This is a genomic window from Terriglobia bacterium (genome assembly GCA_020072815.1).
GTDB lineage: Bacteria > Acidobacteriota > Terriglobia > Terriglobales > Acidobacteriaceae > Angelobacter.
The window spans coordinates 691,198-704,448 of record JAIQGE010000001.1; the positions used below are offsets into that span (position 1 = coordinate 691,198).

9 protein-coding genes are annotated in these 13,251 nt (G+C 60.5%); 2 read left to right on the plus strand and 7 right to left on the minus strand.

Annotated elements, in window-relative coordinates; translation table 11 throughout:
- Window positions 1–3: 3 nt before the first annotated feature.
- Both LAO20_02960 and LAO20_02965 read right to left on the minus strand, forming a co-directional pair.
- Window positions 4–3,150 (minus strand): TAT-variant-translocated molybdopterin oxidoreductase, encoded by a 3,147-nt coding sequence (locus LAO20_02960; GenBank protein MBZ5530369.1) that lies wholly within the window; start codon window positions 3,148–3,150, stop codon window positions 4–6.
- Window positions 3,151–3,180: 30 nt separating this feature from the next.
- Window positions 3,181–3,879, minus strand: coding sequence for a cytochrome c family protein (locus LAO20_02965; GenBank protein ID MBZ5530370.1), 699 nt, complete (start codon window positions 3,877–3,879; stop codon window positions 3,181–3,183).
- 171 nt (window positions 3,880–4,050) lie between these two features.
- On the opposite strand from LAO20_02965, the gene LAO20_02970 reads away from it, so the two are divergent.
- Window positions 4,051–4,284 (plus strand): hypothetical protein, encoded by a 234-nt coding sequence (locus LAO20_02970; protein ID MBZ5530371.1) that lies wholly within the window; start codon window positions 4,051–4,053, stop codon window positions 4,282–4,284.
- 113 nt (window positions 4,285–4,397) lie between these two features.
- Here the strand turns inward: LAO20_02970 and LAO20_02975 are convergent, their stop codons facing one another.
- The 4 genes from LAO20_02975 to LAO20_02990 all read right to left on the minus strand — a co-directional run bounded on the left by LAO20_02975 (window position 4,398) and on the right by LAO20_02990 (window position 9,868).
- Window positions 4,398–4,808, minus strand: coding sequence for a PIN domain-containing protein (locus LAO20_02975; GenBank protein MBZ5530372.1), 411 nt, complete (start codon window positions 4,806–4,808; stop codon window positions 4,398–4,400).
- A gap of 56 nt (window positions 4,809–4,864) precedes the next feature.
- The gene (locus tag LAO20_02980; protein MBZ5530373.1) at window positions 4,865–5,200 is read right to left on the minus strand and encodes an AbrB/MazE/SpoVT family DNA-binding domain-containing protein; all 336 of its coding nucleotides are present in this window, start codon (window positions 5,198–5,200) and stop codon (window positions 4,865–4,867) included.
- Window positions 5,201–5,275: 75 nt separating this feature from the next.
- The gene (locus LAO20_02985) at window positions 5,276–8,281 is read right to left on the minus strand and encodes an FAD-binding oxidoreductase (protein MBZ5530374.1); all 3,006 of its coding nucleotides are present in this window, start codon (window positions 8,279–8,281) and stop codon (window positions 5,276–5,278) included.
- A 132-nt stretch (window positions 8,282–8,413) separates the two neighbouring features.
- Window positions 8,414–9,868, minus strand: a complete 1,455-nt coding sequence (locus LAO20_02990; GenBank protein ID MBZ5530375.1) for a tyrosinase family protein — start codon at window positions 9,866–9,868, stop codon at window positions 8,414–8,416.
- Window positions 9,869–10,028: 160 nt separating this feature from the next.
- On the opposite strand from LAO20_02990, the gene LAO20_02995 reads away from it, so the two are divergent.
- Window positions 10,029–11,975: a glycosyltransferase family 39 protein gene (locus tag LAO20_02995; GenBank protein MBZ5530376.1), complete on the plus strand. Its 1,947-nt coding sequence runs from the start codon at window positions 10,029–10,031 to the stop codon at window positions 11,973–11,975.
- Here the strand turns inward: LAO20_02995 and hpnI are convergent.
- Entirely contained in the window at window positions 11,929–13,137 is a 1,209-nt protein-coding gene (hpnI, locus tag LAO20_03000; protein MBZ5530377.1) for a bacteriohopanetetrol glucosamine biosynthesis glycosyltransferase HpnI, read from the minus strand. The two genes, LAO20_02995 and hpnI, sit on opposite strands and share 47 nt — an antisense overlap.
- Window positions 13,138–13,251 lie beyond the last annotated feature (114 nt).

The following is a 13,251-nucleotide window of genomic DNA, read 5'->3' on the forward strand; positions in this document are numbered from 1 at the left end:
GCGCTATGCCTTTTCCGCCTTCTCAAGATCCGGGTTAGGGTTGCTCACCGCGGCAATATAGGTGGTTCGCGGACGCGTGTTCAGCTCCGCCAGCAGCGCGTAATCGCGCTCCTGTGCTTTCATTTTGGAAACGCGGCTGTTGGGATCGGCAATATTGCCGAACACAATGGCCTGCGTGGGACACGCCTGTTGGCACGCCGTAAGGATTTCGCCATCGCGAATGGCGCGGTCCTGCTTTTCCGCGTTGATGCGCGCGGCATTGATGCGCTGCACGCAATACGTGCATTTTTCCATCACGCCACGGCTGCGGACGGTGACATCCGGGTTGCGTCCCAGCTTGCGGCTGGGCGAATCAAAATCCGCGAACAGCAGGAAGTTGAACCGCCGGACTTTGTATGGGCAGTTGTTGGAGCAGTACCGCGTGCCCACGCAGCGGTTGTACACCATGTCATTCAAGCCCTCAGTGCTGTGCACCGTGGCGCCCACCGGGCATACCGGCTCGCACGGCGCGTTCTCGCACTGCATGCAGGTCAAGGGCTGGAAATAGACGTTGGGATTGGCCGCGTCGCCTTCGTAGTAGGTGTCAATGCGGATCCACATCATCTCGCGCCCGCGCTGCACCTGCTCCTTGCCGACCACGGAAATGTTGTTCTCCGCGTAACACGCCACCGAACACGCCTGGCAGCCGATACAAGAATTCAAATCAATGGCCATGCCCCAGGCGTATCCCGGCTTCTTGTACCAGCCAAGGTCACGGAAGTCGGGATAGAGACTCTCGTTCTTTGCCGGAGCCGGCTCGCCTTCGCGGGCGAACCCGGGGTCCTTCTGGAACTTCGCCAGCGTGGCCGCTTTGACCGGCTCGCGATTGTCCATGGTGAAGTGGCCTTGGGTCACGGCGATGTCCCAGTACTTGCCGGTACCTTTCACTTCGCCGGTGCTCACGTAAGCCGTCGCTGTGGTGCGGACGGAGTAAGCGTCGTAACCGCGCGGATCAGGCTTGTCAGCGTTCTTGTCGGAATCCATGGCCACGCGCCCGGCTTTTCTCCTGCCGTAGCCGAAGAACAAGGTGATCGAATTATCAGGATGACCGGGCTGCGCCCAGGCCGGGGCTGTTACCTTGCGGCCATTCACCGTGATTTCAATCACGTTCAGCGCATCGGACTGGTGGTCCTTGTTGATGTTCTTCGGCGGGTCAGACTCTTCGACCTTTTCGCCTTCCATCTCCAGGAAACCCATGCGGTGGGCCATGGCCGGGCTGACCAGGACCACGTTGTCCCACGTGGTACGGGAAAGCGGCTTGGGAGTTTCCTGCAGCCATCCGTTGTTGGCGAAGCTGCCATCGTAAATGGTGGGATCAGGACGGAAGATGCACTCAACTCCGCCGGCATCCACCACGGCCGGCAGCGCGCCCAGCTTGGCCGATACCTGCTTCGCCGGGAAAGCGCTGCCGCTGATGTAGCCGTCATGCACGGAGCGCCGCCACCAGGCTTCAAAGTCGTCGCCGGGGTGCTGCGAGCGCCAGTAGGAACGCACCAGATCGTAGCCCGACGTGCCCGGCTGGTCAGTAAAGATCGCGGCAATCTCATGCGCGCTCTTGCCGTCATACAGCGGCGCGATCATGGGCTGGATGATGGTGGCTGTGCCGTCGTAGGCCCGGCCATCGCTCCAGGCTTCAAGATAATGCGTTTCCGGCACTTCCCAGGTAGCGTAGTCGCTGGTTTCGTTCTTGTAGTTCGAAAGATGAATGACCGTCTTGCCTTTTTCCGCCAGGCCAGCCAGCGCTTTTTCAAAATCCACGTCCGCGGGCGCATGGTACACCGGGTTGCAGCCCATGATGACCAGCGTTTCCACCTTGCCGGCCCGCATGTCGTCAGCCAGCTCGCGGATGGACTGCGCGTTGTCCACTGGATCAACCTCGACCGGGTCGATGAAGCTGACCGTCTGGCCAACATTGCCCAGATGCGCGTTGATGGCGTGGGCGATGGCGTTGACCGCGGCGCTCTGGAACACGCCCGGCGCCACCAGGCTCCTGCCTTTGTGCTGCGTCAGATCAGCGGCGGCGGCGTCCACCCACTTCTGATGCTCGCCTTCAAGATGTTCGGCAGCCGCGCCGGGGACGCCGAGCTTCGCCGCCAGCGCGCGCGCAATCCTGTCAATCTCGATGTGTCGCGCCACGATCTTGCTGTCCGCCTTGGCGCCGGTGGTGGTGGGCGAGCTTTCCGCCACGTACAGGCGGTTCATGCCTTTGGCCGGATCTTTGCGGCGCGCCATGAAGTCGCGCGCGTAGCGCACAAAGCCCGGGAACCACGAGCCGGAGAGGAAGTCGCCATCAAGCGAGACCACGATGTCGGCGGCGTCGAACTTGTAGACAGCGTCATAGTTCGCGCCGAACGCCAGCTTGCCGCCGGCACGCGCCGTATCGCGATGTAGCGGCTCCCAGCGGTGCCACTTGGACTCGGGGAAAATCTGCTGGATGGCCTTCATCTGCGAGCCCAGCGTGGGCGACGAGGTTGCGCCCGTCAGGAATCGCAGCCCGGCGCCTTTGTTGGTCTTGTGGAACTGCACCACGCCGCGCGCCGATCCCAGGAACTCCGCCCAGGGACGCGGCTCGCCCTTATAGGTGATGCCGATGGTGCGGTCGGGATCATAGAGGTCCAGAATGGAAGCCTGCGCAAACAGGTCACTCGAACCCAGGCAGGCTTCGTGGTTGGGATTGCCTTCTACCTTCGTCGGACGAAATTCGTGCGTCTCCACCAGAAGCGGGTGGGCGTAGCCGGCAAACGGCATGGCCGTGGCGTAATAGATCGGCTTGCCGGGAATCAGGTCTTCCGGCTGGCGGACGTACGGCAGAATCTGCTCCAGCGGCTGCTTGGTGCAGCCCGCGAGCCCGGCCAGCGCCAGCGACGCTCCGGCCAGCTTCAGGAACCCGCGCCGCGAAACCGGATCCACCCATTCGGAAGCCTGCCGGGGGAACTCGCGCTCCAGCATTTCGCCAAAGGCTTCCTGGTCAGCCAATTCTTCCAGCGTGCGCCAATAGCGGGGACCACGGGCCTGCGACAGCTTCTGCCGCACCGCATCCAGGTCCAGCCGCGCCGGTTTGATCTGCCCGACGGGAACCAAGTTCAAATTTGAATCGCTGTTATTCGACATTCGCTTCCATTTTGTAAATGTGTCCCGCCATTACCGGTGGCAGGTGGAGCAACTGGTAATGTCCTGCACCGAACGCAGGCCGTACTTCTTATGCAGCGCTTGGCCCAGCTGCAACTGATCAGTGAACTTGACGCCGTCCACCTCCACCGGATTGTCCGGGTTCGGCTGCTGGTACGTCATGTTGAAAACCTGGTCTTTGGGCCGCAGGAATTTCTCCGTTTGACGATGGCAGTTCAGGCACCACTCCATCTGCAGCGTGTTCTCTTCATACATGAGCGGCATCTGGTCCACCTGGCCGTGGCAGCTCTGGCAGCCCACGCCTTTGGCCACGTGAATGCTGTGGTTGAAATAAACAAAATCAGGCAGATCATGCACTCGCGTCCACTTCAGCGACTCGCCCGTGCGATAGCTGTAGCGCACCGGCTCCAGCATGTCCGCCTTGGTCCAAAGCTGGGCGTGGCAGTTGATGCAGGTCTTGGTGGGCGGAATTCCCGCAAAACTCGATTCCTCCACCGACGTATGGCAGTAACGGCAATCCAGCCCCAGCCCGCCCGCGTGGTGCTGGTGGCTGAAAGGCACCGGCTGGTCCGGCGCGATGTGCTGGTTGGTCACGTAGGGAGAACGCTGAAACTGCATGAGCGCCGCTCCCACCCCCGTAAGGAGCAGGACCAGCCCTAGAAGGCTGGCGCGAGCAAGAGTGTTCGCACTGCGGTGGAAGATCTGTGCCATGGAATCCCGGTCCTGGATGAAAGCGCCTCCGCGCTTCATCACAGCGCTACTCGGGGGCCAATCTTCCAGTTCGCTGGCGAGCCCCAAGCTCGCCGCGAAAACGGATGATTATAAACAAAGAGTGCGAGATTCAGCTAGCCTTGATGGTGGAAAATCAAAAAAATTCTCTGCTTGGCAAAAAAAGGATCCGCTAATGGGTGGAAAATCGGGTTTGTTGGCGGCGAAGAAGGTCTTGCCACCGACCGCTCAGCGCGTTGTTTTCCTTCGGCGTTGTCGGCGCTGAAGAGCGTACTCCATTTCCCAAACCCGCTCGGCCGGCGTCATGGCGAGCCGCCGAATATTCTCCATCAGGTCAACCCCATGATTCTTGGCGGCCTCCAGCTTGCTGCCTTTGGGAGGGTTTAGCACCAGCTTGTACAAACGTTCTTTCGTTCGGCGAGTCATAATGTTGCCAGTTGTCATTGTACGGGTCTTGTTCGCAGAGGCTTGGGCCACGCATTCCTCGGCACATCTGACTCCTATTGGAATGCCAGAGAGAGTGTCCGGAAAAACTCCGCTGGCGTTGCGATTCGCAGGCCGGTACGCTGCGCAACGCCTTGCGTGAAATGCTTTGTATTGTGGGTCAATAGCCAGTCCGGCTTGCTGGCAACCGCCGATAGAAGTACTGGGACGTCCGGCTCATGCCGGATCAAGTACCTGCCTGCCCGCACGGCACTCGCCTGGGGATAAGGGATTATCTCGGGGTTGGTCAGTTTGAGCAGGCGGTGATAGTCGCCCAGAAGTTGATCTGCTTCCATGGAAGGGAGCGCTTCTGCATGCAGCAAGAGGTTTTGTTCCACCTCATCGCGGACGGCTGCCGCCAGCACCAACCGGCACACCCTAGCCGCGCAAAGGGACAAAACCGCCTTGTCGAGTCCCCATTGGGCCACGATTCCACCCGTGAGAACGTTGGAATCCAGAAACAACCGGAGACGTGCGCGCCCTTTCACTTTTTCCGGTGTGACCGCCGGGACGCGGACTTCGCTGTCTTCGCGCGGTAGCGGCGTTCATACAGGCGCTGGCGAATCCCGGGGAGAGTGGCCAAAACCGTCTTCGCCGTAATCCCTGCGCGGGTCAACTTCGAACTTACCTGCTCACAGAGCTGCTCAAACCGCTTCTGTTCAGGGAGAAGAATCAGGCCGTCGCCCATCCGCAAAACCGCAAAAGGAGCGCCGGCGCTAAGCCCCAGCTCCCGGCGAAACTCTTTAGGAACGGTTAGCTGGCCTTTTTCCCCAATTCGGGTTGTTGCCAAATATTCAAGCGCTGCGATTTCAGAGGACATATTTTGCACCTGGTAGGAATATCCTACCACATTCGAGTTCCGCAAAAATGCCGGCGTTGGGCGTGGCCCAAGGGATCAGCCTTTACCCGCGGCGATCAAAACTGCATCTCTTGAGGCCCCATCTGCGTCGGCGCCGGACCGGCTCTGCTGCTCGCGGATCGCCATCTGCAGCACTTCCGCAATGTGCAGCGCCTTGCGGCCGGTGAGCTGCTCGATCTGCTCCATACAACTGAAGCCGTCCGCGATGATCAGCGTGTCTTCAGCGGCTGCGCGTACCGCCGGCAGCAATACGCGCTCGCCGATCTTCACCGACACGTCATATTTATCCGCCTCAAACCCGAATGACCCTGCCATCCCGCAGCAACCGGAGTCCAGCACCTTGAATTCCAGCCCGATGCGCTTGAGCAGTTCATGTTCGGAATCAAACTTCAGCACTGACTTGTGATGGCAGTGCCCGTGCACCAGCGCCTTGCGCTTGAGTTGCGGCGGCGTGTAGCCGGCCTTCTTGACCAGAAATTCGCTCAGCAGAACAGTCTGCTCGCGCAGGCGATGAGCGTCGCGATCGTGCGGCATCAGGTTGACCATCTCGTCGCGAAAGACAGAGACACAGCTCGGTTCCAGACCGACCAGCGGAATTCCCGCCGCAATCTGCGGACGCAGCTCCTGTAACACCTGTTCCAGCAAATGCCGCGCGGTCTTCAACATGCCGAAGTCGTACAGCGGACGCCCGCAGCATAGCGAAGCTTCTGGAATCGTCACCTGATATCCGGCGTGCTCCAGCACTTCCACCGCCGCCTGCGCGATCTGGGGATGAAAGTGGTTGTTGAGCGTGTCCGGCCACAACATCACCTGCGGCTTGTCTTCACTTTGAACACCGCCCGAGCGGATCGTTGCACCATTGGACCGCCTTTCGCGAAACCACGCAGCAAACGATTGTGCCGCGAACTGTGGAAGTTTTCTTTGCGGTGCGATCCCGCCCAGGAACTTCACCACGCGCGAAATCCCGGGCGCTCTGCTTACAAAATTTGCCAGCCCCGGCGTAATTCTTGCCAGCTTTACCCAGCGATGAATCAGCCCCATCGCGTACGCCGCGCGCGGCCGCAAACTTCCTGCGTGGTAGTGCGACAGGAATTCAGCTTTGTAGGTCGCCATGTCCACGTTCACCGGACACTCCGTCTTGCACGCCTTGCACGCCAGGCACAGGTCCAGCGCCTGCTTCACCGTCTCATTCTTCCATCCGCGTTTCAGGGGATCGCCCTGCAGCATTTCAAACAGCAGGCGCGCGCGGCCCCGGGTGGAGTACATCTCCTCTTTCGTCGCCATGTAGCTGGGACACATGGTCCCGCCTTCATCTTTGCGGCACTTGCTCACGCCCACGCACAAGTTCGTGGTCTCGGCAAAGTCGCCGTGCTCTTCCGGAAAATGAAAGTGCGTCTTCAACCGCGGCGGGTTGTAGCCGGTCCCCAGACGCAGGTTGGCGTCCAGCTTGTTGGCGTCAATCTTTTTGCCGGGATTCATCTTCCACTGCGGGTCCCAAATGCGCTTGAACTCGCGGAAAGCCTCCATCAATTCCGGGCCATACATGATTTCCAGCAGTTCGCCGCGGGCCTGGCCGTCGCCATGCTCGCCGGAAAGCGAACCGCCCAGTTTCACCACCGACGCAGCCGCCTCTTCCATGAATGACCGGAAATTCTTGATGCCTTCGGCGGTGAGCAGGTCAAAATCAATGCGGGTGTGCACGCAGCCATCGCCAAAATGCCCGTACAGTGGCGACTTGTATCCGTACTTGCCGCATATGCGGCGCAATTCGCGCAAGTACGCGCCCAGCTTTTCCGGCGCGACGGCGGCATCCTCCCAGCCTTCCCAGGCTTCTTTGTCGCCGGGCACGCGCGACGTGGCGGCCAGCCCGGATTCGCGGGCCTTCCACACCTTCAAGATTTCGTCGTCGTCTTCAAACAGCTTCATGGCGATCAAATCCGCGGAGCCGGTCATCCGCGACATCAGCTCGCGCGCCTTGCCGGTTGATTCCTCTTTGGTCTCGCCGCCAAATTCGGCCAGCAGCCAGCCTTTGCCTTCCGGCAACATCCGGATGCTCGGAACATGCAGGTTCTTCTTGATCATGTTCTCGATGAGGATTTCGTCCATGCCTTCGAGGCCAATGGGTTTCGATTCGCACACCTTCGGCACCACGTCCGCCGCGGCGTAGACGTCTTTGAAGCCCATCACCAGCAGGCTGCGTTGCTTGGGCCAATCAACAAGGCGCACTTTCGCACCCAGAATGATCACGCAGGTGGATTCCGCCCCCACCAAGGACTTGGCGACGTTGAATCCGTTTTCCGGCAGCAGCTCATCCAGGCTGTAGCCGGAAACGCGCCGGGGAATCTTCGGGTATTTCTGGCGGACCAATTCGGCGTACTGGTCGCGCAGCGCGCGCAGCCGGGTGTAAATCCGTGCGCGCCGCCCGTCTTCCTTGATGATGGCTTCCCATTCCGCGTCCGAGGTCGGCCCCACGCGCAGGCGCAAGCCGTCATAGGTAAGGACGTCGAGTTCCAGCACGTTGTCCACCGTGCGCCCGGCCATGACGGAATGCACGCCGCAGGAGTTGTTGCCGATCATCCCGCCCAGATTGCAGTACTCGTGGGTTGAAGGATCAGGCCCGAAGGTCAGGTTGTGCTGGTTGGCCTGGTTGCGCAACTGGTCCAGCCGCACGCCGGGCTGCACCCACGCATATTTTTCCCGCGGATTGAGTTCGATGATCTGGTCCAGGTACTTGGAGAAATCAATAATCACCGCGACGTTGCAACATTGGCCGGCAAGGCTGGTGCCGCCGCCACGGGCCAGAATGGGCGCCTCATATTTGCTGGCCAGCGCTACCGTCTGGACCACGTCTTCAATGGTCTTGGGGATCACCACGCCGATGGGCACCTGGCGATAGTTGGAGCCATCAGTGGCATACAGGGCGCGGCTGCCATCGTCAAAGCGGACTTCGCCGGTGATGGCGCTGCGCAGCTCCGCGGCCAGAACGCCGGCTTTGTGTTGGGCATCCGCGCCGCTCCATGCCGTCTGGGTTTTTTCTTCCATCCAATTCCTTCAGCCACGCGCTCGAACCGGGCTGTTCGCAAAAATTGAGAATGCAAAAAAAGCGTCCGCATGAATTTTATTCCATTCTGCGGACGCTCTGGTTTTACAGCAGTTTTGTGAGGAACGCGATCCTTACTTTGGCCGCTTCGGCTCGATTTCCGGCCGCCCCGGAACGGCCCCTTCTTTTTGTTCCTGCTGGCGCGCGATCGCGACGTTCACCGCGCCAATCCGCACTGGCGACTGCACCTTGGGGTGCGAAGGTTTGCCATCAATGAGCGGACCGGTGGGCACAAAGACCAGCGGCAGCTTTTCCTGCCTGGTGCGCAATGCCGCTTCGATTGCCCGGTTGGCGTTGAAGGTGAAATGCTCCGGCTGGAATTCACCATGAGTATGCGACCGCACGCCCTTACTGAAGAGTGAAACCGTTCCCAGGAAATGCGGGCTCTCGGCGTTCATGGCCGTGTTGGGCGGCGCACCGAGATAGACCTCCCAGACAACGCCGGGTTCACGCTCGGCCACCACGTTTGCCAGCTCGATGACAAGCTGTTCGTTCTTGCTCTGGAGCAGCGCAGGAATGCGCTCGCGGATTTTGGAGATGTCAATGGGGACGGTGACTTCTCGCTCGGTCAATTCCACCGGAGGACCGGGCCAGGGGATCAGGACCTGCGCAATCACAAATATCCACCATGGGAAGATGATTTTCAAGCAATACTCCTTGACTTGCGGCGGCTCCCCTTCATAAGTGTAGTTCAACTGCTCGGCGCAACGCAGGACGTCGCAGCAGGTCATTTTCACTTCTTTGCCGTTCTCGTCAAAGAAGATAGAGGTGTGGTTCTTCCAGGTGGCGTCACTGAGAGGATCGTGGCGCCCCCCGCCCTGGGCCAGCCAGAGGTTCCAGTAGCGGTCAATGTTCGAGTGGTGCACGAAGAAAACCGGGTCCTGGGCCGCCTCCGAGATATTTCCCATCCAGCCGCCGATATCGACATGCACGTTGTTATGGGGATTGCTCTCAATGTCGCCTTGCGCGGTGAAGTAGTCGAGTGCGGCCATTCCGGCAGAAGGGTCGACGTGACCGGCCGGAAAAGAGGCGCTTCCGGAATTCCATGCGGACGGGCGGTTGGGGGCGGCGACAAAGAGTTCGCTGCCAGAGACGCGGAACGGCGGCGGCAGGGTGCGCTGAGCGGGGTCATGATAATCCCAGAACGGCAGGGCCCAGCCAGGGTCGCCGGACATCTTGCGGATGATGCGCTCAAACCAGTAGAGATACATGCGGTGCCAGCACCAGAACAGGTGCGTTCCGTGTTCACAGGTGTTCCAGGCGATGTGGGAGCCGGAAAGAGTGGTTCCATGAATCGCTGCCTGATAGTCCCAACTCAGCGGGTTGGCCGTGGGCAGGAGCTTCATGGCCTTGATGGCTTTGCGATAAGACACCAGGACCGGATCGCTGGCAGCCATACCTCCAAGATTGCGGCGCATTACGGGCGCGGCCCAGACTGAATCCAGGTTGAAGATTGAGGAGCCCAGCACAGTAGACGCGGCTGCGCCGGCTGTGACCAAGAAACGGCGACGGGTGAAATGGTTCCGCATTGCACTACCTCCATTTTCTTGCTTGAAGATCAGGGGCAACACACACCGGGGAAAGACCAAGTACAACAAATAGTAGGCTTCCTCCGGCGAACGTTACGCCTATTTCTCCGCCGCCGCAAGCCGGGAGAAAGTTTCGCCGCTGGATATAATGAATCCGCTCATGCCTGCCCCCACTTCCACACAGTCTCCACTCAGCTTGGATCGCTCGGCGGCGCCTGCGGGGAAGCGCCTGCGCTACATCGCGTTCATCGTGCTGGTCTGGGTGCTGGTGTACGCCGCCGCTCTCTTCCGGCCGCCCTTGATGGACGACGCGGACACCGTCCATGCTGAAGCTGCGCGCGAAATGGCCGCCACCGGCGACTGGGTCACGCTGCACATCAACGGCGGCGTCCGCTATCTGGAAAAAGCGCCGCTCATGTACTGGTGCGTGGCCGCCAGCTTCAAGTTGTTCGGTGTGAGCGAGTGGTCGGCGCGGCTGCCCATCGCCCTGGGGGTGCTGGCGCTGCTGCTGATCGTCTACCGCCTGGGCCGAAGAGTCTTTCATCAGGAAAACCAGGGCGAAGAAGCCGGGATGTATTCCGCGCTGGCGCTGGCGACAGGTTTTGGCCCGTTTATCTTCACCCGCATCCTCATTCCCGACATGATGGTCGGGCTGTGGCTGGCGATCGGCTTTGATTTCTTCCTGACCTCGATAGAACAGAGTGAGTCGGGGAAAAAGCCTTCGCTCTGGATTTGCTGGGGCATCGCCGCCACCATGGCGCTCAACGTCCTGACCAAAGGCCTGATCGGGCTGGTCTTCCCCATCGGTACAATTTTTCTTCTTCTGCTGCTCACGCGCAACCTGCGCCATCTGCTGAAGCTGCGCCTGTTCTCCAGCTTCCTGGTTTTTCTGCTGATCGCCGCGCCGTGGCATTTGCTGGCCGGATTCCGCAATCCCGCGCAAGGCCAGACCAAAGGCTTCTTCTGGTTCTACTTTGTCAACGAACATTTTCTGCGCTACTTGAACAAACGTTTCCCCGCCGACTATGACACTGTGCCTTTGTGGCTGTTCTGGGGGCTGATGCTGCTGTGGCTGATGCCCTGGACGGCGTTCATTGTGCAGGCGCTGCGGCAGGTACCCGCGAAAATTTCCGAATTCCGCAATGGGCTGAGCGCGCAGCAACGCGGAACTCTGCTCTTCGCGCTGTGGGCACTGCTGGTCCTGCTGTTCTTCAGCTTCTCCAGCCGCCAGGAGTATTACGTCATCCCCGGCGTGCCTGGGGTGGCGCTGCTGCTGGGCGGATGGTTGGCCCGCGAAGCCGCGTCGCCTGCGGACAGCCCGGAGCGGCGCAGCGGACGAATTGCTTCGCTGGTGCTGGCGGCGATCGGCGTGGCGGCGTGCGTCGCATGCGCCTATCTGGCCTGGCAGGCGAAAACGCCGCCGCAGAACTACGACATCGCCGAGTTGCTCAAGAAGAATCCCCAGGAATACGCGCTGTCCTTCGGCCACTTCCTGGACCTCACGCCGCAAGCCATGGGCGCGTTCAAGATCCCGCTGATCGCCACGGGAATCGCCTTCGCGCTGGGGACGCTGCTGAGCCTGTGGCTGCGCCGCCGCAACCAGGCCTTCTACGCCAACGTGGCCCTGGCGCTGATGATGGTGGTGCTGCTGCATGAAGCGCACCGCGGGCTGGAGATCTTCTCTCCGGTGCTGTCCTCAAAAGTCCTGGCGGACGCCATTGAATCGCGCTGGCAGCAGGGACAAAGCCCGGTGATCGAAGTCAACGGCGACTACGAAGCCGGGTCGAGCGTCAATTTCTATACGCATCGTCAGATTCGGATCTTGAATGGACGCTGCAACAACATCTGGTATGGCTCCACGTTTCCTGACGCGCCAAAGATCTTTGACGACAATTTGTCTTTCGCGAAGCTGTGGCACAGCGGGGATACGGTTTTTCTTTTGACGCAGGAAGACGCGAAGCCGGCGGCCGCCGTCAGTGATGCATGCCCGCAAAAAGAAACGCTGCCGGACTACGTTGATCGCAGTTGCGTGCTGGCCAAGTGGGGCGGCAAGGTGGTGCTTACCAATGAACCGAAACTTTGTCCGGCTTCGGCTCCGCAGCGCTGACCAGCGGAGCAGAGGGGTGAGCAGGACGGATCTTGCCGTCCTGCAAAATGAAGACTTCGCCGCGCCAGTGGACTTTATGGTCGGCAAAGCTGGCGAACCACACCCAGAAAGCGATCAAGTCGCGCAGCGGAAGCAGCCAGAGATAGCGCGCCACGGTGCGGTCATGCACCACGCCGGCGCCAACTTGCAGCGCCACCGCTACACGGAGAGCAGAGGCGGCAACCAAAAGGGCCCATGACCACAACGCGCCTGCAGCCAGGGCCACGGCAATCATCGCCCAGGGCAAGCCGAAGGTGAGCAGCACTCCCAGGTAACCCATGCGGCGGGAATCCCGCGTGCTGCGAGCCCAGCGCAACTGGTGTTCAAAGAACCCGCGGAAGGTGTAAGCCGGCAGGTGCGTTTCCACTACCACGCCGGCCAGCACCACTTCCAAACCGGCTTTGGAGACGCGGTAGCCCAGTTCAAAATCGTCGGCCAGATAATCCACCAGCGGCTCCAGGCCACCGATGGCTTCCAGGGCCGCGCGCGATATCGCCAGGGTTGAGCCCAGGGCAAAGTGGATGCCATTCTCAATCTGCCGCGCCGCCAGCACGCCGGCAATAAAATCCGTGCTGATCCCCAGCGACTCCAGCCGCGACCCCAGCGTGCCCGTGGCGATCCCGCGATAGGGGCAGGTCACCATCCCCACCCGCGGCTGCGCGAACGGGGCCATCACCCGGCGCAGGTAGTCCGGCTCCACGTAAATGTCGCTGTCGTTGATGATGATGTGGCCGTATTTTGCCAGCGCCAGCATCTGCACCAGGTTGCTGGTTTTGCGGTTGTTGCCCAGCACCTGCGGGCACACCACGAGTTGAACGCGGCATTGCGGGAACTCCCGCATGAGGCGCTGGACGGCTTCCACCGCCGGGTCTTCAGCTTCACTCACACCGAAAATGATTTCGTATTCGGGATAGTCCTGCACGCAGTGGCTGCGGAAGCTTTCATACATTTGGGGATCAACGCCGCGCAGCGGCTTCAAGATGGATACGGGAGGAGTAAAGTCCGGCAGCGGCTTGCGGCCCTGGCGCAGAAAAGCGCGCGCGCTCCACAGGCAAAGCGCATAGAACCCCATGCCGCATACGGCCAGCACGGCAGCCACGAGGCTTGGCAAGAGATAGAACATGAATTTCCGCTGTCGTCTTTCCTGTGCCTGGTTTCCCGTTTCCTTGCTTCCAGGCGCATTCTACTCCGGCACTCAAGAATCGCGCGCTCTCTGTCTTCGCTATACCGTTCTCTG